The organism is Vallicoccus soli (assembly GCF_003594885.1).
Classification (GTDB): Bacteria; Actinomycetota; Actinomycetes; order Motilibacterales; family Motilibacteraceae; genus Vallicoccus; species Vallicoccus soli.
This window is the reverse complement of the sequence record NZ_QZEZ01000007.1, coordinates 153770-178983: the sequence shown is the minus strand read 5'-3', so window position 1 is coordinate 178983 and position 25214 is coordinate 153770. Positions and strand designations below refer to the sequence as shown.

The following is a 25214-nucleotide window of genomic DNA, read 5'->3' as shown; positions in this document are numbered from 1 at the left end:
GGGGTCCCGCGACGACCGCGCGAGGCAGGCGTACGGGTCCCTCGCGCGGCCTCGCATCCTCGTCAGGCACCCCGTGCGGGTGCCTCACGTGGTCAGCGCGGCCAGCCCCGCCCGCACGAGGCCCACGAGGTGCTCACGGTCGGGGCGCCCGTCGGTGAGGGCCTGCACGGCGCTGCCGTCGACGAGGGCGAGGGCGGTGCGCGGGGGCAGGGGGGCGCCGTGGCGGGCGAGGGCGCCGGCGACGGCGGCGAGCAGCTCGTCCTGCCAGCGGGCGGCGGCCGCGGCGAGGGCCGGGGTGCGGGCGACCTCGAGGACGCGCTCGTAGAGCGCGGCGAGGCGGGGGGCGTCGCCGGGCCGGTCGCCGGTGACGACCGCGACGAGCACCTCGGCGAGGTCGCCGGGGCCCGCGGCCGCGGCGCGGGCCCGCTCGACGTCGAGGGCGGCGCCCCGCTCGAGCGCGGCGAGCGCGAGGGCCGGGCGGTCGGGGAAGTAGTACGTCATGGCGCCCAGGGGCACCCCGCAGCGCGCGGCGACGGCGCGGTGCGTGACGGCGCCGAAGCCCTCCTCGAGCGCGAGGTCCGCGGCGGCGGCGGCGATCGCCTCGCGCCGCCGCTCCCCCTTGGGCGTGGAGCCGGCGGTGCCCGCCATCAGTGCGCCGCGCTGCTGAGGTTGAGCCCGACCACGCCCGCGACGATGAGCACGATCGAGACGATGCGCAGCACCGAGGCGGGGTCGCCGAGCCACACCATGCCGACGACCGCCGTGCCGGCCGCGCCGATGCCGGTCCACACCGCGTACGCCGTGCCCACCGGCAGGTCGCGCAGGGCGAGGGTGAGCAGGCCGAACGAGCTGACGGAGAAGACGGCGAAGAGCACCGACGGGACGAGCCGGGTGAAGCCCTCGCTGGCCTTGAGGCTCACGGCGAAGGCGGTCTCGAGGAAGCCGGCGACGATCAGGTAGGCCCAGGCCATCGGGCACGCTCCTTGGACGCTCGTACGGGATTTCTGGTACGAGCGTACAGGAAGGTCAGGCGAGGGGCTCCTCCGCGGACCACGGGAACTCGATCCAGCGGTCCGTGCGCCGCCACACCCAGTCGCAGCGGACCACCGACCCCGGCTTCTCGTAGAGGGCCGCCGAGCGCGCCTCGGCGACGTGGCCCGCGCAGAACCGCAGCACCAGCTCGAGCGTGCGCCCGGTGTCGGCCACGTCGTCCACCACGAGCACCCGCGCCCCCGCGAGGTCGACGACGTCGGGGACCGGTGGGAGCACGATCGGCACCGGCAGGCGCTCGTCGACGCCGGTGTAGAACTCCACGTTCATCGTGAACAGGTTCTTCACCGACAGCGCGTACGCGACCGAGGTCGCCGCCACGAGCCCGCCGCGGGCGATGCCGAGGACGAGGTCGGGGCGGTACCCGGCGTCGGCCACCTGCCGCGCGAGCTCGCGCGCCGCCACGCCGTACGTCGCCCAGTCGAGCACCTCGCGCTGCCCGCCCGGCGGGGTCACGAGACGTCGGTGCGGTGGAAGGAGAGGTAGGAGCGCGACGGGGTCGGCCCCCGCTGGCCCTGGTAGCGCGAGCCGTGGACTTGGGAGCCGTACGGGTCCTGGGCGGGGCTGCTCAGGCGGAAGATGCAGAGCTGGCCGATCTTCATGCCCGGCCACAGCTTGATCGGCAGCGTCGCCACGTTGGACAGCTCGAGCGTGACGTGCCCGCTGAACCCCGGGTCGATGAACCCGGCGGTGGAGTGGGTCAGCAGCCCGAGCCGGCCGAGCGAGGACTTGCCCTCGAGCCGGGCGGCCAGGTCGTCGGGCAGGGTCACGACCTCGTACGTCGAGGCCAGGACGAACTCGCCCGGGTGCAGGATGAACGGCTCGTCCGGCCCGGGCTCGACGACCCGCGTGAGGTCGGGCTGCTCCTCGGCCGGGTCGATGTGCGGGTAGCGGTGGTTCTCGAACACCCGGAACAGCCGGTCGAGGCGCACGTCCACGCTCGAGGGCTGCACCATCGCCGGGTCGTACGGCGCGAGGGAGAGCCGCCCGTCGTCCAGCGCGGCCCGGATGTCGCGGTCCGAGAGGAGCATGGGGCGGACCCTAGCGGCTCGAGCAGGTATGCTCTGGCGCGGTCGCCCTCGGACGAGGGCGCCGGCGGGCGTAGTTCAATGGCAGAACATCAGCTTCCCAAGCTGACAGTGCGAGTTCGATTCTCGTCGCCCGCTCCGACCCGATCGCCGCCGCACCCGCGGCGAGCCCGCCGCCGGCTCCGGCAGCACCGAGCGCCACGCGGCGAGGATGGGCAGCATGGAGACGTCGCCGACCTCCGGGACCGCGCGGGCGGCGGACGCCGCCGCCCGCCGCCTGCGCCCCGCACCCGGCGGCAACCCCGCGCTCGACCGGCTCTCGGCCCTCGCCGCGCGCCTGCTGGGCACGACGGCGGCCCAGGTCTCGCTCGTCGCCGACGTGCAGACGGTCGCCGGCGGGAGCGGCCTGGCCCCCGGGGCGGTGGGCAGCGAGGGCCCGCGCGAGGAGTCCCTGTGCACCGTGACCGCGGTGTCCGGCGCCCCGCTCGTCGTGCCGGACGCCGTCGCCGACGCCCGGGTGCGCGACCTGCCGCCGGTGACGAGCGGGCGGGTGGGCTCGTACCTCGGCGTGCCGCTCACGAGCAGCGCGGGCGACCTCGTCGGCGCCATGTGCGCCTTCGACCGGCGCCCGCGCACGTGGTCGCCCGCGGACGTCGCCCTGCTCGAGCAGCTCGCCGCGAGCGCCGTGGCCGAGCTCGAGCTGTCGGCGCTGAGCACGGAGTACCACCACGACCGGGTGGTGTGGGAGCTGGCGATCGACGCGGCCGGGGTCGGCACCTTCGACTGGGACCTGCGCACCGGCGAGCTGCGCTGGGACGACCGGCTGCTGCGCATGTTCGGCTTCGACCGCGCCGGCTTCGGCGGGCGCATCGAGGCGTTCAACGAGCGGGTCCACCCGGACGACGTCGCGCGGGTGACCCGGGCGCTGCAGGAGGCCATCGACACCTGCGGCACCTACGAGGCGGAGTACCGCGTCGTGCTGCCCGACGGGCGGATGCGCTGGGTCGCGGCGGCCGGGCGGGCCCTCGCGGGCGAGGACGGGACCGCGGAGCGCGTGCTCGGCGCGGCCCACGACGTCTCCGGGGTCCGCGAGGGCGAGGCCCGGGTCGCGCGGGTGCTCGAGACGATGTCGACGGCCTTCTACGCCCTCGACCACGACTGGCGGTTCACCTACGTCAACCCGCAGGCCGAGCGGGTGCTCGGCCGCCCGCGCGACGAGCTGCTCGGCGGCGTCGTGTGGGAGCTGTTCCCCGCCGCCGTCGGCTCGGACTTCGAGGCGCAGTACCGGCACGCCGCGCAGACCGGGCAGCCGGTCGCCTTCGACGCCCACTACCCGGCACCCCTCGACGCCTGGTACGAGGTCCGCGCCTGGCCGGGCCCGGACGGGCTGAGCGTCTACTTCCTGGACGTGACCGAGCGCCGCCGCGCCCAGGAGGCCGCCGCCGCCGCGGCGCGGCGGGTGGCGCTGCTCGCCGAGGTGACCGCGGAGCTCACCGGCACCCTCGACGCCGAGGAGGCGGTCGGCCGGCTCGCCCGGCTCGTCGCGCCGGCGCTGGGCGACTGGTGCCTCGTCACCCTCGTGGACGACGACCACGCGGCCGGGTCGTACCGCGGGCTGCGCGACGTCGGCGCGTGGCACGCCGACCCCGCGCAGCGCCCGGTCGTCACCGCGTACAGCCGGGTGCGCCTCGGCGCCCTCACCGACGAGTCCTTCCTCGCCCGCACCCTGCGCGCCGGGCGCCCCGTCCAGGTGCGCGAGCGGGCGGCCCGGGCGATCCGCGGGGTGCTGCGCGAGGGCGAGGCGCGCGACCTGCTCGACGCGCTCGACCCGGCGTCGGCGGTCTTCCTGCCCCTCGCCGGGCGCGGGCGCACCACCGGGCTGCTCTCCGTCTTCCGCGGACCGGGCCGGGCGCCGGTCGACGGGGACGACCTGCGCACCCTGCAGGAGGTCGCCTCGCGGGCCGGCCTGGCGCTGGACAGCGCGCGCCTCTACCGCCAGCAGCGCGACCTCGCCGAGGGCCTGCAGCGCTCCCTGCTCTCGAAGCCGCCGGAGCCGGACCACGTGCACGTCGTCGTGCGCTACGCCGCGGCCGCCGAGGCGGCCAAGGTCGGCGGCGACTGGTACGACGCGTTCCTGCAGGAGGACGGCGCCACCGTGCTCGTCATCGGCGACGTCATCGGCCACGACACCGCGGCCGCCGCCGCGATGGGCCAGGTGCGCGGGCTGCTGCGGGGCATCGCGGCCACCACCGGCGAGGGCCCGGCCGCCGTGCTGCGCCGGCTCGACCGCGCGATGGACCTGCTGCAGGTCGGCACGAGCGCGAGCGCCGTGGTGGCGCGGGTCGAGCAGGACGCGCGCCAGCGCCAGGAGGGGACGAGCGTGGTCCGGTGGTCCAACGCGGGCCACCCGCCGCCGTTCGTGCTGCGCCCCGACGGCTCCGTGGAGCTGCTCGCGCAGCCGGTGACCGACCTGCTCCTCGGGGTCGTGCCCGACGGCCCGCGCCACGAGGCCGCCGTCGAGCTGCCCCGCGGGTCGACCGTGCTGCTCTACACCGACGGGCTCGTCGAGCGCCGGGGCCAGTCGCTCGACGAGGGCATGGACCTGCTGCGGCGCACCCTCGAGGACCTCGCCCCGCGCGGGCTCGACCTCGACGCGCTGTGCGACGAGACCCTGGCGCGGATGCTGCCGCCGGAGCGGGCCGACGACGTGGCCCTCGTGGCGGTGCGGCTCTACCCGCAGGACCGGCCGCGGCCGGCCGTCGCGGGGCCCAACCGGGTGCCCGCGCGGGTGCCCGACGACCCCGCCTGAGCGCGGGGCTCAGCGGGCCCCGGCGGGGCGCTCCAGGCCCACGGCCAGCAGCACCGCGTCGTCGACCGGCTGCGGCGCGAGCAGCCGCCCGGCGACGCCGCGGACCCAGGCGGCGAGCGGGCCGCGGGCGCCCGCCGGCGCCGCGCGCAGGAGGCGGGCCAGCCCCTCGTCGAGGGTGCGGTCGCGGGCCTCGACGAGCCCGTCGCTGTAGAGGAGCACCCGGTCGCCGGGCCCCAGCGGCACCCCGAGGTCCTGGCGCCGGCCGCGGCCCAGGCCGAGGAGCACGTCGGTGTCGCGGGCCGCGAGGAAGGCGCAGCTGCCGTCGGACCGCACGAGCAGCGGCGGCGGGTGCCCGGCGTTGGACAGGTGCAGCTCCGGGGCCGCGCCCGTCACGTCCAGCTCGGCGTACACGCAGGTCGCGAGCGTGTCCAGCCCCAGCCCCGTCGAGGAGGTGTCGAGCCGCTCCAGCACCTGCGAGGGCCGGTCGTGCGGGTGGTACGCGGCCCCGCGCAGCAGGCTGCGCATCTGGCCCATGACCGCCGCGGCCTCGACGTCGTGCCCGACGACGTCGCCGACGACCAGCGCGAGGCGCCCGTCCGGCAGGGGGAAGGCGTCGTACCAGTCGCCGCCGACCTGCAGCGACCCCTGCGCCGGGCGGTAGTCGACCGCGAGGGCCACCCCGGGCAGCGGGTGCGCGGGCAGCTCGGTGAGCAGGCTGCGCTGCAGGACCCGCCCCGCGGCGTCGCCACGGCGCAGCGCGTCCGCCGCGGTGCGCAGCGCGACGAGGCGCACGCGGTCGGCGCCGAGCGAGGTGAGGTCCGCGAGCAGCGCCGTCTCCTCCGGGGTCCAGTCCCGGCGGCGGCGGTCCCCCACGCACACCGCGCCGAGCACCCGTCCGTGGTCGTCGGTGACCGGCAGCCCGAGGTAGCCGACGAGCCCGAGCGCCTGCACCGCGCGGCTGCCGCTCATCAGCGGGTGCTCGCGCGCGTCGGGGACGGCGAGCGCCCGCCCGCCGGCCACCACGTGCCGGCAGATCGCGTGCTCGCGCGCGACGGTGCGCGTGGTCGCCCACGGCTCGGGCAGCCCTGCGACGCCGGGCAGCAGCTCGACCTCGCCCTCGAGCAGGCTGACGAGCCCCACCGGGGCGTCGAGCACCCGGGCGGCGAGCGCGGCGACCCGGTCCAGCTGCGGGTCGGCGGCGCCGGGCGCGGGGGGCGGGGACGGCGCGGACGGCGCGGACGCCGCTGCCGCGGGACCCTCGTCCGTCGCCACGCCTGGCCTCCTGCCCTCGTCCCGGTGACCGGTCGTCCGCCACCGGGTCAGCGGCAGCGTAGGTGCGTCCCGCCCCCGCGGGGGGCGGAACGCACCACTGCCCGCCGCTCGGGCCGCCCGCGCGCCGCGGGTGCGGCACCATGGAGGGTCCGACCCCCGCAGGAGGACCCGTGAGCACCGCCGACGCACGCCCCGCCGGGCGGACCCTCCTCGTCCTCGGCGGCGGGGGGGCGCTCGGGGCGTACCAGGCGGGGGCGGTGCGCGCGCTGCTGCGGGCCGGGGTCGTGCCCGACGCCCTCTACGGCTGCTCCGCGGGCGCCCTCAACGGCGCGTTCCTCGCCGCCGAGCCGACCCCGGAGCGGGCCGCCGCCCTCACCGGCTGGTGGTCCGACCCGCGCACCCGCGCGGTGCTGGCCCCGACCGGCTGGGCCCGGCTGCGCGGCGCCACCGCCCTGCTCACCACCCGGGGCCTGGCCCTGCACGACGCGCGCCCGCTGCGCCGGCTCGTCGCCGAGCACGTGCCCGGCGGCGACCTCGCGGCGCTGCCGGTGCCGCTCGTCGTCACGACCACCTGCCTGGACTGCGGCGCCGCCGAGCACCACGCGGCGGGGCCGGTCGACGACGTCCTCGCCGCGAGCTGCGCGCTGCCCGGCCTCTTCGGCCCGGTGCGCCTCGGCGACGGGCACCTGCACGTGGACGGCGGGGTGGTGTGCGGCGTCCCCGTCGAGCGCGCGCTCGCCGACGCGGGCCCCGACGACCGGGTCCTCGTGCTGGACTGCGGCCTCGCGCCCGTCACCGGCCGCCCCGGCGCCTGCGCCGCGGACCCCACGCCGCGCGAGCTCGCCGAGGAGGCCTGCGGCCTGCCGCTCGGGCCGTCGCGCGGCGCGTACGTCCCGCCGGTCGAGACCGCGCGGGGGCTCGTCGAGGTGGTCCTGCGCTCCTTCACCGTGGCCCGGGCGGTCGCGAACCGGGCCGCCGTCGCCGCGGCCCTCGGCGACCCGCGCGTGCACGTGCTGCCGCACGTGGCCGACGCCTGGGCGGCGGGCCTGCTCGAGCGGCTGCCCGCCGGCCCGCGCGACCTCGGCGCGACCGCCGCGCTCGTCGACGCCGGCGCCGCCGCGGCCACCGCGTGGCTCGGGGCCTCGAGCGGCAGCGCCGTCCCGGCCTGACCCGGCCCGGCGCGGCGCCCTCAGCGCCGGTGGACCCGCACCGGCAGCGGGCCGTCGGGGCGCAGCGCGATCCCGGCGACCAGCGGCACCGCGTCGAGGTGGGTGCTCAGCCGGTAGCGCCGCAGCAGCGTCGCGAGGGCCAGGACCGCCTCGGCCAGGGCGAGCTGCATGCCGACGCACGCCCGCGGCCCCGCGCCGAACGGGAACCAGGCGCAGCGGTGCCCGCCGGGCAGCGCCGCCTCGAACCGCGACGGGTCGAACCGCAGCGGGTGCGGCCACAGCGCCGGGTCGCGGTGCACGACCCAGGGCGAGACCACCACGGTGGCGCCCGGCGGCAGGTCGTGGCCGCAGACCCGCAGGCCCTCGGGCGCGAGCCGCGGCACCGCCGGGGCCGACGGGTAGAGCCGCAGCACCTCGCGCACGACCCGCTCGGCGAGGACGAGCCGCGGCAGGTCCGCGCCGCCGGGCGGCCGGTCGCCGAGCACCGCGTCGACCTCGTCCTGCAGGGCGCCCTGCCACCGCGGCGAGCGGGCGAGCTCCACCAGGGCCAGTGCGAGCGCCGTCGCCGTCGTCTCGTGCCCGGCCAGGAGGAAGACCAGCACCTGGTCGGCGAGCTCGCGGTCGTCGAGGTCCTCCCCGCCGCGCGCCCGGCCCTGCAGGAGCAGGCCGAGCAGGTCCTCGCCGCCGCCGCCGTCGCCGTCCGCGCCGCGGGCCAGCCGCTGGGCGAGCAGGCCGTCGACCACGTCCCGCTGCTCCGCGACCGCCGCCGCGAGGCGCCGGTTCGCCGGGGTCGGCCACGAGCGCGGCACCGGGTGCGGCTGCTGCCCGCGCCGCAGCACCTCCCGGTTGAAGTCCGGCGCGACCGCCATGAGCCGCGGCACCGCGTCCGCGACGTCGGCGCCGAGGAGCACGCGGCCGACGAAGCGCGCGGTGAAGCCGACCATCGCCCGGTGCACGTCGACCGGGCGGCCGCTGGCCGCCGGGCCCTCCCACTCCGCCGCGACCCGCTGCGCCTCCTCCACGGCCGCCGCGGCGTACGGGCCGGTGGTCCGCCGCCGCGTGAGGGCGGGGGCGACCGCGCGGCGCTGGCGGCGCCACCGCTCGCCCTCGCTGGTCAGGACCCCGTCGCCGAGGACCGCGCGCAGCTCCTCGTACCCGCTGCTGCGCTTGGACGTGCGCCCCGCCCCGTCGACGAGGACCTGCTCGACGCCCTCCGGGCTGAAGACGCCGTGCAGCACGTGGCGCCACCCCGGCGGGCCGGCGACGAGGCGGACCACGGCGCCGTGCTCGCGGTGCGCCCGCTCCAGGGTCCCGAGCACGTCGCGGCGCAGCGCGGGGGCCGCGCCGAGCACCGGCGCGCCCCGCAGGGTCGGCACGGGCTGCACGCCGGCGGGCACCCCGCCATCGTGCACCCGCCGGCGACCCGCTGTCAGCGGACGGGCACGGGAGCGGGTCGGGGTGCCGGCACCGGGGCGGGCAGCCCGTGCTCCCGGTGCAGGTCGAGGAAGCCGGCCACGGTCCGCTCCCACGGGAACGCCTCGGCACGGGCGCGGGCCGCCGCGCCCGAGGCGGCGCCGTCGAGCACCGCCTCGACCGCGTCCGCGAGCGCGGAGGGGGTGCCCGCCGCGGTGAGCCCGGCCCCGGCGGCCAGCACCTCCCCGACGGCGGACGCCTCGTGCGCGACGACCGGGGTGCCGCTGGCCAGCGCCTCGAGCGCGGCGAGGCCGAAGGTCTCGACCGGACCGGGGGCGAGCACGACGTCGGCCGTCGCGAGCAGGCGCGCGAGCGCGTCGCGGTCGTCGAGGAAGCCGACGAGGCGCACCGGCAGGCCCCGGGCCCGCCGGGCGAGGGCGCGCCGGCACGCGCCGTCGCCGGCGACGACGAGGCGCACCGGGCGCCCGCGCCGGGCGAGCTCGGCCGCGGCGTCGACCGCCAGGTCGGGCCGCTTCTCGCGGGACAGCCGGCTCGCGGTGAGCAGCAGCGCCTCCCCGGCGGGCGCCGCCACGGCGCGCACCTCGCGCGAGGCGCGGTCCGGGTGGAAGCGGTCCAGCTCGACGCCCAGCGGCACCGTGGCCGGGGGGACGCCGAGACGGGCGAACTCCTCCCCCGCCCAGCGGGTCGTGCAGACCACCCGGTCGTACGAGGCCGCCAGGGACGCGTTGGACCGGTCGGCGGCGCGCTCCGCGGCCGGGACGGGCAGGGCCGGGACCCACTGGCGCAGCACCCGGTCGAGCCGCTCGTGGCTCACGACCAGGGAGCGGGCGCCGTGGCCGCGGGCCCAGTCCCCGAGCCCGCGCAGCGTCGTGCGGTCGTGCACCTCGACCCGGTCGGGGGCCAGCCGCTCGAGCAGCCGCTCGACCGCGGCGGGGCGCACGACGACGCGGTAGCCCGTGCCGGGCACCGGCGGTGCGGGGACGGTGACGACCGCGCCCCAGGGGCGGTGCTCCAGCGCCGGCTGCGGGCCCGGCACGACCTGCACGACGTCGTGGCCCGCGGCCGCGTACCCCTCGGCGAGGTGGCGCAGGACGGTGCGGATCCCGCCCGAGCGCGGGCCGACGAACGTGGCGACCTGGACGATCCTCATGCGGCGCTCCCCAGCGCGTCCCGGTAGTGCGCGACCAGCTCGTCGCCCACCGACGCCCAGTCCCGGCCCGCGACCGAGCGGCGCGCCGCCGCCCCCTGCGCCGCGCGCAGCGCCGGGTCGCGGGCGAGCACCTCGGTGCACCGGCGCAGGCCCGCGGCCGAGCCCGGCGCGAACAGCCCGCCGGTGGCACCCGGCTCGACGAGGTCCAGCAGCCCGCCCGCGGCGGGCGCGACGACCGGCACCCCCGCGGCGAGCGCCTCCTGCGCGGCCTGGCAGAACGTCTCGTGCGCACCCGTGTGCACGAAGACGTCGAGCGAGGCGACGAGCGCGCCCAGCTCGTCCCCGTCGAGCCGGCCGAGGAAGGCCGCCCGGGGCAGCCGGGCCCGCAGCGCCGCCCCCTGCGGGCCCTCGCCCACGACGACGAGCCGGGTCCCCGGCAGGTCCTGCACGGCGGCGAGCAGGTCGAGCTGCTTCTCCCGGGCGAGGCGGCCGACGTACCCGAGGAGGACCTCGCCGCCGGGCGCGAGCCGCGCGCGCAGCCCCTCGTCCCGCCGCACCGGCGAGAACCGCTCGAGGTCCACGCCGCGGGGCCAGCGGGCCACCCGCGGCACCCCGTGCGCGCGCAGGGCGGCGCAGGCGTGCCGGCTGGGGGCGAGGGTGCGCTCGGCGGCGGCGTGCACCCGGCGGAGCCACCGCCACGCGGCGCGGGAGGCGGCGGGCACGCCGTAGCGGGCGGCGTACCCGGGCAGGTCGGTCTGGTAGACCGCGACCCCGGGGACGCCGAGGCGGCGGGCGACGCCGGCGGCCTGCGCGCCGAGCAGCGTGGGCGACGCGAGGTGGACGACGTCGGGGGCGAAGGCCCGCAGCGCCGGGGCCAGGTCGGGCCAGGGCGCGGCGAGGCGGTGCCCGGAGTAGAAGGGCAGCGGCAGGGCGGGGACCCGCAGCACGGGGACCCCGCCCCAGGCGTCCGGGCCCGGGCCGGGGGCGACGACGAGGGCCTCGTGGCCCTGGCGGACGAGGTGCTCGCAGACCCGCAGGACGGAGCCGGTGACGCCGTTGACCTGCGGCAGGAAGGACTCGGTGACGACGGCGACGCGCACACCGCCACGGTGCGGCGGGTCGGGTGCGGCGCGGGGAAGCGCGGCGCGGCGGCCCGCGGAACGTCCGGCGAACGCTCCGTGACCCGCCGCGCCGGGGTCGTCGCGCCGAACCGCTGCCGGAGCCCGCGGGCGGGGTCTACGGTGCGGGCCATGAGCCGCCCCGCCCTGCGCCGCGCCACCTCGACCGCCGTCACCGCGCTCGTCGCCCTCGGCCTCGCGACCTCCCCCGCCGGGGCGGCCGCCGCCGGCGCGCCGGGCGTCGGCGACCCGTACTTCCCGCTCGCCGGCAACGGCGGCTACGACGTCGGGCAGTACGACCTGCGGATCCGCTACGAGCCCTCGACCAGGGCCTTCGACGGCACGGCGGTGCTGCGCGCGCGGGCGACGCAGGACCTGTCGCGGTTCAACCTCGACCTGCGCGGCTTCGCGGTGCGCTCGGTGCGCGTCGACGGGCGCCCGGCGCGCTTCGACCGCGACCGCCAGGAGCTGCGGGTGCGCCCGCGGGGCGGGCTCGAGCGCGGCGAGCGCTTCACCGTCGTCGTGGAGTACGACGGCACCACCGGCCGCCCGACGGACTCCGGCGGCGCGCTCTACGGCTGGGTCTCCACCCCGGACGGCGCGTTCGTCGCCAACGAGCCCGAGGGCGCCTCGACCTGGTACCCGGTCAACGACACCCCGACGGACAAGGCGACGTACCGCTTCCGGGTCACCGTGCCGGAGGGGACGACCGCGGTCGCCAACGGCCAGCTGGTGTCGCAGCGCACCCGCGGCGGGTGGACGACGTGGGTCTGGGAGGCCCGCGACCCCATGGCGAGCTACCTGTCCACCGCGTCGGTCGGCGACTACGACCTCACGATCGCGCGCACGGCGCAGGGGCTGCCCGTCATCGACGCGGTCGACCGCGACCTCGGCGACGACGCGGCCGAGGGCACCCGGCGCACCGCGGAGATGATCGACCTCTTCACCGGCCTGTTCGGGCCGTACCCCTTCGAGGCGTACGGCGCGATCGTCGACGACGACGAGGACGCGGGCTACGCGCTGGAGACGCAGACCCGCCCGATCTACTCCGGCCCGCCGTCGGAGTCGACGGTCGCGCACGAGCTGTCGCACCAGTGGTTCGGCAACAGCGTCAGCCCGGAGCAGTGGGACGACCTCTGGCTCAACGAGGGGTTCGCGACGTACGCGGAGTGGCTCTGGGCCGAGCACACCGGCGGCCCGACCCCCGCCGAGCAGTTCGACGAGCTCTACGCCGAGCCGGCCACGTCGTCGCTGTGGGCCCCCGCGGTCGCCGACCCCGGCGCGGAGACGCTGTTCTCGCGGTCGGTCTACGACAAGGCGGCGATGACGCTGCAGGCGCTGCGCGAGCGCATCGGCGAGCGGGCGTTCTGGCGGCTCGTGCGCACGTGGTACCGCGACCACCGCGACGCCAACGCCTCCACCGCCGACTTCACCCGCCTCGCCGAGCGGGTGTCGGGCCGCCAGCTCGACGGCTTCTTCCGCACCTGGCTGTACGGGACGGGCAAGCCGACGGACTGGTGAGGGGGGCACCCCGAGGCGATCCTGACCCACGACGCCCGCCGGAGCCCCACCGCGGTCATGCGCGGAGGGCGCCGGTGGGGGTGGGGGGCGGCTCGGGGCTCAGGCCCCGCGCAGGAACGGCAGGGCGCGCGCGATGCCGCGCTGGCGGGGCAGGGGCACGTGCGCGTGGCGCAGCAGGGCGACGACGCGGTGCGCGACGAGGCGCGGGCGCGCGTCGAGGGGCAGCGTGCCGCTCGCGCCCGCGGCGGCGGCCTCGTCGGCCCCGCTGCCGGGGTCGTCGCCCACGAGGACGAGCACCGGCAGGTCCCGGTCCGCGCCGTGCTCGCGGACCCAGCGGCAGACCGCCGTGCCGCTGAGGCCGGGCAGGTCCGCGGCGAGGACCGCGGCGTCGTACGCGCCCCCGCGCAGCGCGTCGAGCGCGGCGGCCCCGTGCTCGACGGCGTCGACGGCGAGCCAGCTGCGCACCAGGGCGCGCTCGAGCGCGGCGCGGCCGTCGCCGGCGGGCGCGGCGAGGAGCACCCGTGCCCGGGTGCCGGCGGTGCGCGGCAGGTGCTGGTCCACGGAGGATGCATCGGCGCCCGTACGGGTGGGCTCAAGCCGCCGGACGTACGCCGGGCGGGTGGTTCCGGCTCCGGAGCGTGGCACGGTCGTGCGCGGGGACCGACGCTGGCCCTGGGCGTGCACACGGCGCGGCCCAGCAGTCGGGGACGGTCGTCATGAGGACGTGCGCGGGGGCACCAGGACGGTGCGGCAGCGGCGGGGCGGGGAGCGGGGGGCGCACGGGCGCCGCCCGCGCGGCGCTGCGCGGCACGGGGCGGCCGTCGTGAGCGCGGCCGCCGCCGGCCCGGCGCCGGCCGCGGTGCCGCTGCGGGCGCACCGCGTCCTTCCCGTGCCGCGGGTCGACGACGCCGTCGGGCGCGGGGCGCTGCCGCCCCCGCCCGCCGGGGCTGCCGCGTCCCCCGCGACGGGCCCCCTGCCCGTCGCCACGGACGGCCCGGCCGGTGCGGTGGGCGGGGCGAGCGCCGCCGCGCCGGCCGGGCCCGCGCGCCCGAGCCCCCTCGAGGCGGCGCGGGCCGTCGACCACCTGCGCGTCGCCGTCACCACCGCCCTCGGCGTCCTGGACGGCGTCACCGCGACGCTGCGCCGGATGCGCAGCGAGGCCCTCGACGCGGCCGGGGGGCCGGGCGGGGCCGGGGACGGTCCGGTCGCCGGTCGCCCGGGGGGCGGGGCGGCCCTCGCGGCGCGCCCCGTCCCCGGCTTCGCCGTGGTCCGCCCGCCGGGGGCGGCCCCCGAGGCCGTCGAGGTGCCGGGCGTGCCGCCGGCGGCCGAGCTGCTCGACTGGCGGGCCGAGGACGGCGACGCCGTGAGCCGGGTCGAGGCGGCCCTCGCCCAGGTGCAGGCCGGACGCGTGGCGCTGGCCGCCGCCCTCGCGGACGCGCAGCAGCGGGTCACGAGCGCACCGGTGCGCTCCCCCGCCGCGGACGCCGGCGGCCCGGGCGCGGAGGGGGCCGGGCAGGGCCGCGGCGCCCGCGACGAGCGCGCCGCAGCCGCCGCGCGCGAGCAGCTCGTCGCCGGCAGGCTCGGGCTCGCCGGCCCGGGCCGCGCGACGGGCGACGACGCGCCCGCCGTCGCCGTGGCGCGCGAGGCGTACGAGCGGTCGGTGCGCCGCCTCGAGGAGGCCGAGCGGCTCGAGCGCTCCCCCGGTGCGGGACGGGCCGCCGAGCGGGCGGCCGAGCGGGCCGTCGAGCAGGCGGCCGAGCGCGGGGCCGACCGGGCCCCGGCCCGGGGCGCGGCCCTGGACGCAGCCTCCCGGCGAGCGGACGGGGCGCGCGAGGACCGCGCGGCGCAGGACGCCGCGCGCGCCGAGGAGGCGCGCACCGGGGCGCGCCGCGAGGCGCGGGCCGACGAGGCGGCCCGGGCCGAGCGGGCCGACGCGCTCGCCCGCGCCGCCCTGCTCGAGCGGGCCGCCGCCGGCGACCGGAGCCGGTCCGAGGACCGCGAGCGCGCCGAGCGCACGGACCGCCTGCGCGCCGAGGACCTCGCCCGGGGCGAGCGAGCCGCCGCCCGGGCCACCGCCGACCGGGCCGACGCGCAGCGCCGCGACGCCGACCGGGCCGACGCGGACCGGGCCGACGCGCAGCGCCGCGACGCCGACCGGGCCGACGCGGACCGGGCCCGCTCCGACCGGGCCGTGACCGCGCCCCGCCTGCTCGGCGCCGGCGACCCCGAGGGCGCCGCCCGGCCCGGCACCGGCGAGGACCGGGCCGCCTGACCCCTCCCCGGCGGCGATCATGCGCCTCGCCGGCGGCGATCATGCGCCTCCCCGGCGGCGATCATGCGCCTCCCCGGCGGGTACGGGTCGCGCACCGACCCGGCGAGAGGGGCCCGCCCATGTCCGCGAAGCAGCCCGACGAGATCGCCCGCGCGGCCGTGCGCACCGGCGCGCAGAAGGCGCGCACGTCCTGGGACAAGACGCTCGTCGCGTCGTTCCTGGCCGGCGCGTACATCGCCTTGGGCGGACTCGTGGCCGTCGTCGTGTCGAGCGGACTGGACCCGGAGGTCTGGGGCACCCTGCCGACCCTGTTCACGGGCGTCGCGTTCACGCTGGGGCTGGTGCTCGTCCTCCTGGCCGGGTCGAGCCTGCTCACCGGCAACATGCTGCTGGTGCCGCTGAGCGCCATGTCCGGGCGCATCGGGCTGGGCGACGTCGCGCGCAACCTGGGCCTGGTGCTCCTCGGCAACGTCGCCGGGGCGCTGCTCGTCGCGTTCTTCCTCGCCACCGAGACCGGGGTCATCGGCGGGCCGGGCAGCGCCGACGGGACGTCCGCCGCGATGACGTACGAGCGCCTGGCGGGCATCGCCGAGACGAAGGCGCTCGACGAGACCGCGTACCAGGTGTTCCTGCGGGCGGTCGGGGCGAACTGGCTCGTGTGCCTGGCCGTCTGGGTGGCGCTCGGCGCGGAGTCGGTCGGCAGCAAGGTCATCGGCCTGTTCCTGCCGGTCATGGCGTTCGTCGCCATGGGCTTCGACCACGTCGTGGCGAACATGTTCTTCCTGCCGGCGGCGGTCTGGGCCGGCGTGCCCGACCTCGGCTGGGGCGACGTGCTGCGCAACTGGGGCCTGGCCGGGATCGGCAACCTCGTCGGCGCGGTGGTCTTCGTCGCCACGACGTACTGGTACCTGTACCTCAAGGACCAGCCCGAGGACGCCACCGAGGCGGGCTGAGCCCCCGTCCCGCGAACCGGTTGCGCCGGGTTACCCACGAGTAGCACCATGGGGGCTACTGACGGGTAACCACAGCGGACGGTGCGGTCCGCGGGCGCCGAGGAGGGCGACGTGGGGCACTACCGGAGCAACCTGCGCGACATCGAGTTCCAGCTCTTCGAGGTCCTCGGGCGCGGGGAGGTGCTGGGGCGCGGACCGTACGAGGACGTCGACCGGGGCACCGCGCAGGCCGTCCTGTCCGAGGTCGAGGCGCTCGCGACGGGCCCGCTCGCCGAGCCGTTCGCCGACGCCGACCGCCACCCGCCGGTCTTCGACCCGGCGACCGGGAGCGTGACCCTGCCCGCGTCCTTCAAGCGCGCCTACCGCGCGTACGTCGACTCCGGCTGGTCCCAGCTCGACCTCCCGGCCGAGCTCGGCGGCGGCGCGGTGCCGCCGTCGCTGCGCTGGGCGGTCGCCGAGATGGTCCTCGGGGCGAACCCCGCCGTGCACATGTACGCGTCCGGGGCCGGCTCGGTGAACGTCTTCCACGAGCTGGGCACCCCGGAGCAGAGGCGCTGGGCCCGGACCTGGGCCGAGCGCGGCTGGGCCTCGACGATGGTGCTCACGGAGCCGGAGGCCGGCTCCGACGTCGGCGCGGGGCGCACCCGCGCGCACCCGCAGCCCGACGGCTCCTGGCACCTCGTCGGGACCAAGCGCTTCATCACCAGCGGCGAGCACGACCTCACCGAGAACATCGTCCACCTCGTCCTCGCCCGCCCCGAGGGCGTCCCCGGGGCGGGCGGCCCGGGCACCAAGGGCCTCTCGCTCTTCGTCGTGCCCAAGCACCTCGTGGACTGGGAGACCGGCGAGCTCGGTGCGCGCAACGGCGTGCGCGCCACCCACGTCGAGCACAAGATGGGCCTGAAGGTCTCGACGACGTGCGAGATGGCGTTCGGCGAGCGCGAGCCCGCAGTGGGCTGGCTGGTCGGCGAGGTGCACGACGGCATCCGGCAGATGTTCAGGGTCATCGAGTCGGCGCGGATGCTCGTCGGCACCAAGGCCATCGCGACGCTGTCGACGGGCTACCTCAACGCGCTGGCGTACGCGAAGGAGCGCGTGCAGGGCCCGGACATGACGCACCTCGGCGACGCCACCGCGCCGCGCGTCACCATCACCCACCACCCCGACGTGCGCCGCAGCCTCATGACCCAGAAGGCGCACGCCGAGGGGATGCGCGCGCTGGTCCTGTTCACCGCGTCCCTGCAGGACGAGGTGGCCCTGGCGCGCGCCGAGGGCACGGACGCGTCCGCCGCGGCGCGGCTCAACGACCTGCTGCTGCCGGTGGTCAAGGGCTACGGCTCGGAGCGCTCGTACGCCCTCCTCGGCTCCGAGGCGCTGCAGACGTTCGGCGGGTCGGGGTACCTGCAGGACCACCCGCTGGAGCAGTACGTCCGCGACAGCAAGATCGACACCCTGTACGAGGGCACGACCGCGATCCAGGGCCAGGACCTGTTCTTCCGCAAGGTGGTGCGCGACGAGGGCCGCGCGCTCGCCGACCTCGCCGGCCGGGTCGCCGAGACGGTGAAGGGCGACGTCGGCAACGGCCGGCTCGCCCGCGACCGCGAGCTGCTCGGGCGGGCGCTCGAGGACGTGCAGGGCATCGTCGCGACCATGGCGGCCTCGCTGCAGGCGTCCCGGCAGGACCCGCGGCGCGTGTACGAGGTCGGGCTCAACACCACCCGCCTGCTGCTGGCCGTCGGCGACGTGGTCGTCGCCTGGCTGCTGCTGCGCGGCGCCGAGGTCGCGGTCGCCCGGCTCGACGCGGGCGACGCCGGGGCGGACCGGGACTTCTACGAGGGCAAGGTCGCCGCGGCGCAGTGGTTCTGCCGCCAGGCGCTGCCGCCGCTGCGCGCCCAGCGGGCCGTCGCCGAGGCCACGGACCTCGCGGTGATGGACCTGCCGGAGGCGGCGTTCTGACGGGCTGCGGGGCCCGCGGTCAGCGCAGGGGGCGCCCCTCCGGCGCCTCCGGGTAGCGCAGAAGGCGCCCTTCTCGCGCTAGAAGCGCGAGAAGGGCGCCTTCTGCGGCACGGCGGGGCCGCTACGGTGCCGCGCGTGAAGGTCCTCGTCCTCAACGGCCCCAACCTCGGCCGGCTCGGCACGCGCGAGCCCGCGGTGTACGGCCGCACGACCCACGCCGAGCTCGCCGAGCAGTGCCGGGCGACGGGGGCCGCGCTGGGGCTCGACGTCGAGGTGCGCCAGACCGACGCGGAGCACGAGATGCTCGGCTGGCTGCACGAGGCCGCCGACGACGGCGCGGCGGTGGTGCTCAACCCGGCGGCGTGGACCCACACGTCCGTGGCCCTGCGCGACGCCTGCGCGGCGCTCACCGCCCCGCTCGTCGAGGTGCACATCAGCAACGTGCACGCCCGCGAGCCGTTCCGGGCGCACTCGTACGTCTCGGGCGTGGCCACCGGGGTCGTCGCCGGGCTCGGCACCGACGGCTACCTGCTGGCGCTGCGCTGGCTGGCCGGGCGGGCCGCTCAGGGCTGAGCGGAGCGCGACGCCCGGACGAGCCGCACGGCGTCCTGCAGCGACAGGTCGGGGTCGGCCCGGCGCACGGTGCGCACGGCGGCGACCTCGTCCTGCCCGGAGCACACGGTCGCGCGCACCCGCGCGTCGTCCCACCGGGCCAGCGCCGCGGCCGAGCGCGCCCGGCGGGTGGGCCGTCGGCGCAGCAGCGCGAGCTGCCAGAGGACGAGGGCGGCCGGCACGGCCGCGACCCAGCCGCCGCCCGCGGCGAGCGTCGCCACGGCGAGCACCACCGCCGCGCCCAGCAGGGCGAGCAGGGCCACCAGCTCGACGCGGTCCGCCCGCTCGAGCCGCTCCACGTCCCGGTCCGTCACCACGGCGCAGCAGCCTACGGGGCGGGCGGGGGCAGGAGCAGGACGCGCAGGTCGAGGAGCACGTGGAGCACCATCCCCGGCCAGAGCGAGCCGGTGTCGACGTACAGCCAGCCCAGCGCGAGGGCGAGCACCGCGGTGACGAGCACGCCCGCCCGGCCCTGGTAGAGGTGCGCCAGGCCGAACAGGGCCGCCCCCACCACGACGGGCAGCAGGCGGCCGGGGAGCACCGCGAGGAGCACGGTGAGCGCCAGCGCCCGGTAGACGACCTCCTCGGTGGTGCCGGCGGTGACGGCGACCGCGGCGAACCAGCGGCGCTCCCGGCGGGTGCGGGGGACGAGCACGTCGATGTCGCCGACGGTGCGCTGCGGCGCGCCGCGGCCCGACCGCACCGCGACGAGGACGGCGACGAGCCCGCCGGCGAGGCCGACGAGGACCCCGGCGTACCGCTGCAGGGACCCCTCGCGCGGGGCGCCGAACCCGACCTCGGCCCAGGTCGCCCCGCCGGCGAGGAGGACGGCCAGCGCGGCGAGCGCCGCGGTCCACGACACGGCCACCGTGAGCCGGTACATCCGCGTCCGCGCGAACGGGTCGCCGGCGGCCACGGCGGTGCGCACCCGGGCGACGTACCCGGGGCTCAGCAGCAGGTCCGCGACGACGAGGACGGCGAGCAGCGCCGCCCCCGCGGCGAGCCCCGCCCCGCTCACCCGCGCAGGGCGAGGACCGAGAGCAGCTCGTACGCGACGTGCGCCGCCGCGATGCCGGTGATCTCGGCGTGGTCGTACGCCGGGGCCACCTCGACGACGTCGGCACCGACGACGTCCAGCCCGGCGAGCCCGCGCAGGGTCTGCAGCAGCTCGCGGCTCGTGAGGCCGCCCGCCTCGGGCGTGCCGGTGCCCGGGGCGTGCGCCGGGTCGAGCACGTCGATGTCGACGGAGACGTAGACCGGGCCGTCGCCGAGCCGGCGGCGCATCCGCTCGACCAGCGAGGCCACGCCGTCGACCTCGTAGTCGTCCGAGCGGATGACCTGGAAGCCCAGCGTCCGGTCGTCCTCGAGGTCCTGGGCGCTGTAGAGCGGCCCGCGGGTGCCCATGTGCAGGCAGCGCTCGGGGTCGACGAGGCCCTCCTCCGCGGCCCGCCGGAAGGGCGTGCCGTGCGTGTACGGCGCCCCGAAGTACGTGTCCCACGTGTCCAGGTGCGCGTCGAAGTGCAGCACCGCGACCGGGCCGTGGTCCTTGGCCAGCGAGCGCAGGAGCGGCAGCGCGATGGTGTGGTCGCCGCCGAGGGTGAGCAGCCTGGCGCCGTCGGCGCGGACCGCGGTGGCGGCGCGCTCCACGGCGTCGATGGCCTCGCCCAGGTCGAACGGGTTGACGCCGACGTCGCCGGCGTCGGCGACCTGCTGGTCCCCGAACGGGTGGGCGCCGTTGGCCGGGTTGAACGGGCGCAGCAGCTTGGACGCGGCGCGCACGTGCGCGGGGCCGAACCGGGCGCCCGGGCGGTAGCTCACCCCGCTGTCGAACGGGACGCCGAGCACCGCCACGTCCGCGCGGGAGACCTCGTCGGTGCGCGGCAGCCGGGCGAAGGTCGCCGGCCCGGCGTAGCGCGGGACCTGCGTCGCGTCGACGGGGCCGACGACGCCGGCGGCGGTGGTGGTCCGCGGCAGGGGCGGGAGCTCGCTCATGCGCCCAGGGTCCACCGCCTCCCCGCGGTCGGTCAACTGTGGTTTCCTGGGGGCGTCGAGGAGTTTCCCGCCGCTCGAGGGGGTCCCGTGCCGGACGTCGCGCAGGACGCCCAGGTGGGGGCCCGGCTGCGCGCGGTGCGCCTCGCCCGGCGCATGACCCTCACCGAGCTCGCCGCGGCCAGCGGGCTCACCAAGGGCTTCCTGTCGCGCCTCGAGCGCGACCTGGCCACGGCGTCGGTCGCCGCGTTGGTCCGGGTCTGCGACGCGCTCGGGATCGCCGTCGGCAGCCTCTTCGAGCAGGCCCCGCCGGGCCAGGTGGTGCGAGCGGGCGAGGCGCCCGCGATCGCCTTCGGCGGCAGCGGGATGGTCGAGCGCCTCCTCACCCCGCGCGGCGAGCGGCGGCTGCAGGCCATCCTCGGCGAGGTCGCCCCGGGCGGGGGCAGCGGCGACGAGCGGTACGCCCTCCCGGCGCAGGTCGAGCTGGCCCTCGTGCTCGAGGGCGCGCTCGAGGTGCGCTTCGACGACGGCGCCACCGCGCTCGGGCCCGGCGACGCGCTGACCTTCGACCCCGCGGCGCCGCACAGCTTCCGGTCCCTGCGCCCCGACGGCCCGACCCGGGTCCTCTGGGTCCTGGCGCCGGCACTGCCGGACGACCGGACCCCGGACCTGCCCCCTGGTGCTCGCACCCCTGGTCCTCCCGCCCCTGCCCCGCACGACCCCGAGGAGCCCGCATGAACCCGCAGCCGTACTGGGTCGCCGGCCGGACGGCCACCGGCGACGACGTCGTCGAGGTGCGCCACCCGTACGACGACGGCCTCGCCGGCGCGACGTGGGACGCGACCCCGGCGCACGTGGAGGAGGCGGTGGCCGCCGCCCACGCCGTGCGCCACGAGCTCGCGGCGACCCCCGCCCACGTGCGCGCCGCCGCCCTCGACCACGTGTCCCGCCGCCTGCACGAGCGCCGCGAGGAGGTCGCCGCGCTCATCACCGCCGAGAACGGCAAGCCCCTGAGGTGGGCCCGCCTCGAGGTGGCCCGGGCGGTGTCGACGTTCCGCTGGGGGGCCGAGGAGGCCCGCCGCTGGTCCGGCGAGCTGCAGCGCCTCGACACCGACCCGGCCGCGACGGGGCGCATGGCGCTGGTGCGCCGCGCGCCCCGCGGGCCGGTGCTCGGCATCGCGCCGTTCAACTTCCCGCTCAACCTCGTGGCGCACAAGGTCTCCCCCGCGCTGGCGGCGGGCGCGCCGATCGTCGTCAAGCCCGCCCCCGCGACGCCCCTCACGGCGCTGCTGCTCGGCGAGCTGCTCGCCGAGACCGACCTGCCCGCGGGCGCCTGGTCGGTGCTGCCCATGCCGAACGAGGCGGCCGCCGCCCTCGTGCAGGACCCGCGCCTGCCGGTCGTCTCCTTCACCGGCTCGGTCCCCGTCGGGTGGGGCATCAAGGAGGCCGCGCCGCGCAAGCACGTCACCCTCGAGCTCGGCGGCAACGCGGCGGTGGTCGTCGCCCCCGACTGGTCCTCCGCGGAGGACCTCGCCGTCGCCGCGCGGCGCACGGCCACCTTCGCGATGTACCAGGCCGGCCAGTCGTGCATCGCCGTGCAGCGCGTGCTGGTGCACCGCTCCTCGTACGACGCCTTCCTGGAGCGGCTCGTCGCCGAGGTCGAGGCCCTCGGCACCGGGGACCCGCGCGACGAGGCGACCGACGTCGGCCCGCTCGTCGACGAGCGGGCCGCGCGCCGGGTCGAGGAGTGGGTCGCCGAGGCGGTTTCCCGTGGGACCACGGTCGTCACGGGCGGGACGCGCGAGGGGGCCTCGTTCGCGCCGACCGTCCTGACCGGCGCCCCGGACGACGTGAAGGTGGCCTGCGAGGAGGTCTTCGGCCCGGTCGTCGTCGTGGGGCCGTACGACGACGTCGACGAGGCGTTCGCCCGGGTCAACGCCTCGGACTTCGGCCTGCAGGCCGGCGTCTTCACGCACGACCTGCAGACCGCCTTCCGCGCGGGCCGCGTGCTCGAGGTGGGCGGCGTCGTCGTGGGGGACGTGCCGAGCTTCCGCGCGGACCAGATGCCCTACGGCGGCGTCAAGGACTCCGGGGTCGGCCGCGAGGGCGTGCGCGCGGCGATGCTCGACCTCACCGAGGAGCGGGTCCTCGTGCTCACCGGCATCGACGTGTGACGTCAGCGGCGGCCCGGGACCCCGCAGGTCCGGGCCGCCGCTGCCGATGGGCGGAGGTGCCCAGCCCCCTCGCCCCCCACGGCGGCTCCCTGCGCCGGCGGCTGCTCGCCCTCGTCCTGCTGCCGCTGACCGCTGGCGTCGCGGCCTCGGGCGGCCTCGTCGCCGACCGGCACGCCGACGTGGAGGCAGCTGCGCGGGCCGAGGCCGCCCTGCGCTCGGTGGACGCCCTGAGCGCGGCCCGCACGGCGGTGGTCCGCGAGGTCCTGCCCGCGTTCACCCAGCTCATCGTCGAGGACCCCGAGCTCGCGCGCGCCAGCGGCGTCGACGCGGGGGCCGCCACCCGGCTGAGCGTGGTCACCGGCCTGCAGCTGGGGGCCACCCGTCGGGGCACCGACGCGGCGCTGGCCGCCGTGCCCCAGGGGACCCGCGCCGGCGCCGTGGTCCGGGAGGTCGCCGCCGAGCTGCGGCGGCTGCGCGACGCCGAGGACCCGGACCTCGTCGCGCTCTACGACGACTACGACGCGCTGGTGCACCGCCTCGCGCGCGAGGAGCGCACCGAGGTGGCGGTCGCGCTGAGCAACGGGCTCGACCCGCTCATGCTCCGCGCGATCTCCGACCTGCAGGTGGTGAGCACGACGACGCAGGCGGCGAACACCGAGCTCCCGCTCTTCCTCAGCACCCGGGTGCCGCTCGGCACCGGCCTCGAGGCCAACCGCAGCCGCTGGCTGACGTACTGGGGCGCCTACCGGTCGGCACGGCTGCAGACGGACGGCCTCGGCACCCCGCTGGTCCGGGCCGCCTGGGAGCGGGCGGCAGCAGACCCCGCGCTGCGCGCCTTCGACGCCTTCAGCGAGCGGGCGGCCGGTGCCGGCACCGGCGCCGACGTCCTCAGCGTGCCGGAGGTCCTGCGGCTGCAGCTGCAGTCCGGCGCCCGGGACAGCGCGCTGGCCGCGGTGCAGCGCACCGCGACCGACCAGGCCGTGCGGCTCGCTGCCCAGCGGCGCGCCGATGCGCACGCGGCGCTGCTCGCCACCGTCGCCCTGTGCGCCCTCACCGCGCTGCTCGCGCTGCTCCTCGTCGTCCTCGTGGGGCGCGGGCTCACCCGCTCGCTCGGGCGGCTCGCCCAGGACGCGCGCGACGTCAGCGAGGGCCGCCTGGTCGACGTCGGCGAGTCCGGCCCGCGCGAGGTGCGCACGGCGGCACGCGCGCTGGGCACCACCGTCGCGGCGCTGCGCCAGGTCGAGGAGCAGGCGCGGCGCGTCGCGCGCGGCGACCTCGGCGACGTCGCCACCTCCCGCCCGCTGCCCGGCCCCCTCGGCGCCGCCGTGCACGCCTCGCTGCTCGGCATCGTCCACGCGATCCGCCAGCGCGAGGAGCTGCAGTCGACCCTCGCCCACCAGGCGGCGCACGACCAGCTCACCTCCCTGCCGAACCGGGCCCAGGCGCTGCGCCTCATCGAGGGGGCCCTGCACCGCGGCCGGCGCGCCGGCACCGCCGTCGGCCTGCTCTTCGTCGACCTCGACCACTTCAAGCGGGTCAACGACAGCCTGGGGCACGCCGCCGGCGACCAGGTGCTGCAGGAGGTCTCGCACCGCATGGAGCAGGTCGTACGCTCCGGAGACGTGGTGTGCCGGCTCGGCGGGGACGAGTTCGTCGTGCTGCTCGAGCGGGTCGACGACGACCCGCGCGCGCTGCTCGACCTGGCCCACCGCACCATCGCCGCGGTCTCGGCGCCGGTCCGCACCCACGGGCGCGACGTCACCGTCGGGGCGAGCGTCGGCATCGCCGTGGCCCGCGACGGCGACGGGTCCGCCAGCCGCCTGCTCGCCGAGGCCGACGCGGCGGCGTACCGCGCCAAGGCCGGCGGTCGCGGCGGCGCCGAGCTCTTCGACGACGCGCTGCGCAGCGAGCTGCAGCACCGCACGGAGCTGGAGGACGCCATCCGCTCCGGCCTGCGGGCCGGGGAGTTCCTGCTGCACTACCAGCCGGTCGTCGACGTCCCGAGCGGGGCGGTGCGCGGCTTCGAGGCGCTCATGCGCTGGGAGCGACGCGGGCACGGCCTGGTCGCCCCCGACGCGTTCATCCCGGTGGCGGAGAAGAGCAGCCTCGTCGCGGACCTCGGGCGCTTCGCGCTCGCCGAGGCGACCCGCCAGCTCGTGGCGTGGACCGGCGGGGGGCTCGTCGGCGACGACGTCACGGTCGCGGTCAACGTGTCCGGCCACCACCTCGCCGGCGGGCACGTCGTGGAGGACGTGCAGGACGCGCTCGCCGCCTCGGGGCTCGACCCGCGGCGCCTCGTCCTGGAGATCACCGAGACGACCGTCGTCGACGACCCCGTCGCCGTCGAGCGGCTCGCCGCGCTGCGCCGGCTCGGGGTGTCCGTCGCCATCGACGACTTCGGCACGGGCTACACCTCGATCGGCCAGCTGCAGCGGCTCCCCGTCGACACGCTCAAGATCGACCGGAGCTTCGTCGCCTCCACCGAGCCGCGCTACCGCGAGCTCGTGCACCTCATCGTCAGCGCCGCCCACACCTTCGGGCTGCGCGTCGTCGCCGAGGGCGTCGAGGAGTCCCACCAGCTCAGCGCCCTGCGCGAGGTCGGCTGCGACGAGGCGCAGGGGTTCCTCATCGCCCGCCCGATGCCCCCGGCGGCCGTGCTCGCGCAGGGGCCCGCCCGCGCCGGCGCGTCCTGATCCCGCCCGCGCTG

Annotated in this window: 22 protein-coding genes and 1 tRNA gene; 11 read left to right on the top strand and 12 right to left on the bottom strand. The window is 78.4% G+C overall.

The genetic code is table 11. The features are described from left to right. Nucleotides 1-84: 84 nt before the first annotated feature. The 4 genes from D5H78_RS14925 to dcd are packed head-to-tail and all read right to left on the bottom strand — an operon-like array spanning nt 85 to nt 2081. Nucleotides 85-648, bottom strand: coding sequence for a TetR/AcrR family transcriptional regulator (locus D5H78_RS14925; RefSeq protein WP_119951283.1), 564 nt, complete (start codon nt 646-648; stop codon nt 85-87). Continuing rightward, a complete protein-coding gene (locus D5H78_RS14920) occupies nt 648-971 on the bottom strand; it encodes a DMT family transporter (RefSeq protein WP_119951282.1) in 324 nt (107 codons plus the stop codon). Before D5H78_RS14920 ends, D5H78_RS14925 begins: the two co-directional genes overlap by 1 nt. A gap of 55 nt (nt 972-1026) precedes the next feature. Next, complete coding sequence (locus D5H78_RS14915; RefSeq protein ID WP_119951281.1) at nt 1027-1506, bottom strand: phosphoribosyltransferase; 480 nt, start codon at nt 1504-1506, stop codon at nt 1027-1029. Then, nucleotides 1503-2081, bottom strand: a complete 579-nt coding sequence (dcd, locus tag D5H78_RS14910) for a dCTP deaminase (RefSeq protein ID WP_119951280.1) — start codon at nt 2079-2081, stop codon at nt 1503-1505. The genes D5H78_RS14915 and dcd overlap by 4 nt, the downstream gene beginning before the upstream one ends. Before the next feature lie 64 nt (nt 2082-2145). Here dcd and D5H78_RS14905 point away from each other — a divergent pair. After that, nucleotides 2146-2216: transfer RNA gene (locus D5H78_RS14905), tRNA-Gly, on the top strand. An 82-nt stretch (nt 2217-2298) separates the two neighbouring features. Further along, nucleotides 2299-4887, top strand: coding sequence for a SpoIIE family protein phosphatase (locus D5H78_RS14900; RefSeq protein ID WP_119951279.1), 2589 nt, complete (start codon nt 2299-2301; stop codon nt 4885-4887). 9 nt (nt 4888-4896) lie between these two features. Here the strand turns inward: D5H78_RS14900 and D5H78_RS14895 are convergent, their stop codons facing one another. Continuing rightward, the gene (locus D5H78_RS14895) at nt 4897-6159 is read right to left on the bottom strand and encodes a PP2C family protein-serine/threonine phosphatase (protein ID WP_165865759.1); all 1263 of its coding nucleotides are present in this window, start codon (nt 6157-6159) and stop codon (nt 4897-4899) included. 170 nt (nt 6160-6329) lie between these two features. On the opposite strand from D5H78_RS14895, the gene D5H78_RS14890 reads away from it, so the two are divergent. Next, nucleotides 6330-7328: a patatin-like phospholipase family protein gene (locus tag D5H78_RS14890; RefSeq protein WP_165865758.1), complete on the top strand. Its 999-nt coding sequence runs from the start codon at nt 6330-6332 to the stop codon at nt 7326-7328. Nucleotides 7329-7348: 20 nt separating this feature from the next. Here D5H78_RS14890 and D5H78_RS14885 read toward each other — a convergent pair whose 3' ends face one another. Genes D5H78_RS14885 through D5H78_RS14875 form a run of 3 tightly spaced genes read right to left on the bottom strand, consistent with a single transcriptional unit; the run spans nt 7349 to nt 11012 of the window. Next, nucleotides 7349-8725 carry a cytochrome P450 gene (locus tag D5H78_RS14885; protein ID WP_119951277.1) on the bottom strand — a complete coding sequence of 459 codons (1377 nt, stop codon included), beginning with the start codon at nt 8723-8725 and terminating at the stop codon, nt 7349-7351. A 32-nt stretch (nt 8726-8757) separates the two neighbouring features. After that, nucleotides 8758-9912, bottom strand: coding sequence for a glycosyltransferase (locus D5H78_RS14880; protein ID WP_119951276.1), 1155 nt, complete (start codon nt 9910-9912; stop codon nt 8758-8760). Further along, nucleotides 9909-11012, bottom strand: coding sequence for a glycosyltransferase family 4 protein (locus tag D5H78_RS14875; protein ID WP_119951275.1), 1104 nt, complete (start codon nt 11010-11012; stop codon nt 9909-9911). The genes D5H78_RS14880 and D5H78_RS14875 overlap by 4 nt, the downstream gene beginning before the upstream one ends. A gap of 150 nt (nt 11013-11162) precedes the next feature. On the opposite strand from D5H78_RS14875, the gene D5H78_RS14870 reads away from it, so the two are divergent. Next, a complete protein-coding gene (locus D5H78_RS14870; RefSeq protein WP_119951274.1) occupies nt 11163-12551 on the top strand; it encodes a M1 family metallopeptidase in 1389 nt (462 codons plus the stop codon). A 99-nt stretch (nt 12552-12650) separates the two neighbouring features. Here the strand turns inward: D5H78_RS14870 and D5H78_RS14865 are convergent, their stop codons facing one another. Next, nucleotides 12651-13112, bottom strand: a complete 462-nt coding sequence (locus D5H78_RS14865) for a response regulator (RefSeq protein ID WP_165865757.1) — start codon at nt 13110-13112, stop codon at nt 12651-12653. Nucleotides 13113-13374: 262 nt separating this feature from the next. Here D5H78_RS14865 and D5H78_RS19835 point away from each other — a divergent pair, with 262 nt between their 5' ends. From D5H78_RS19835 to aroQ, 4 genes are all read left to right on the top strand, one after another. After that, nucleotides 13375-14823 carry a hypothetical protein gene (locus D5H78_RS19835; protein ID WP_218566654.1) on the top strand — a complete coding sequence of 483 codons (1449 nt, stop codon included), beginning with the start codon at nt 13375-13377 and terminating at the stop codon, nt 14821-14823. A 119-nt stretch (nt 14824-14942) separates the two neighbouring features. Further along, on the top strand, nt 14943-15776 hold the full coding sequence (locus tag D5H78_RS14855; protein ID WP_119951272.1) for a formate/nitrite transporter family protein: 834 nt from the start codon (nt 14943-14945) through the stop codon (nt 15774-15776). A gap of 111 nt (nt 15777-15887) precedes the next feature. Next, a complete protein-coding gene (locus D5H78_RS14850) occupies nt 15888-17732 on the top strand; it encodes an acyl-CoA dehydrogenase (RefSeq protein WP_119951365.1) in 1845 nt (614 codons plus the stop codon). 135 nt (nt 17733-17867) lie between these two features. After that, the gene (gene aroQ, locus D5H78_RS14845) at nt 17868-18305 is read left to right on the top strand and encodes a type II 3-dehydroquinate dehydratase (protein WP_119951271.1); all 438 of its coding nucleotides are present in this window, start codon (nt 17868-17870) and stop codon (nt 18303-18305) included. On the opposite strand, the gene D5H78_RS14840 is transcribed toward aroQ, so the two are convergent. Genes D5H78_RS14840 through speB form a run of 3 tightly spaced genes read right to left on the bottom strand, consistent with a single transcriptional unit; the run spans nt 18296 to nt 20336 of the window. Then, complete coding sequence (locus tag D5H78_RS14840; protein ID WP_119951270.1) at nt 18296-18661, bottom strand: hypothetical protein; 366 nt, start codon at nt 18659-18661, stop codon at nt 18296-18298. The genes aroQ and D5H78_RS14840 overlap by 10 nt on opposite strands. Before the next feature lie 11 nt (nt 18662-18672). Then, the gene (locus D5H78_RS14835; RefSeq protein ID WP_119951269.1) at nt 18673-19362 is read right to left on the bottom strand and encodes a CPBP family intramembrane glutamic endopeptidase; all 690 of its coding nucleotides are present in this window, start codon (nt 19360-19362) and stop codon (nt 18673-18675) included. Continuing rightward, the gene (speB, locus tag D5H78_RS14830; RefSeq protein WP_119951268.1) at nt 19359-20336 is read right to left on the bottom strand and encodes an agmatinase; all 978 of its coding nucleotides are present in this window, start codon (nt 20334-20336) and stop codon (nt 19359-19361) included. Before speB ends, D5H78_RS14835 begins: the two co-directional genes overlap by 4 nt. Before the next feature lie 87 nt (nt 20337-20423). Between speB and D5H78_RS14825 the strand changes: the two genes are divergently transcribed. From D5H78_RS14825 to D5H78_RS14815, 3 genes are read left to right on the top strand one after another with little or no spacing between them, the layout of a single operon-like run. Next, a complete protein-coding gene (locus tag D5H78_RS14825) occupies nt 20424-21071 on the top strand; it encodes a helix-turn-helix domain-containing protein (protein WP_218566653.1) in 648 nt (215 codons plus the stop codon). Next, on the top strand, nt 21068-22507 hold the full coding sequence (locus D5H78_RS14820; RefSeq protein ID WP_119951267.1) for an aldehyde dehydrogenase family protein: 1440 nt from the start codon (nt 21068-21070) through the stop codon (nt 22505-22507). The genes D5H78_RS14825 and D5H78_RS14820 overlap by 4 nt, the downstream gene beginning before the upstream one ends. Nucleotides 22508-22563: 56 nt before the next feature. Next, on the top strand, nt 22564-25200 hold the full coding sequence (locus D5H78_RS14815; protein WP_119951266.1) for a putative bifunctional diguanylate cyclase/phosphodiesterase: 2637 nt from the start codon (nt 22564-22566) through the stop codon (nt 25198-25200). Nucleotides 25201-25214: the final 14 nt, after the last annotated feature.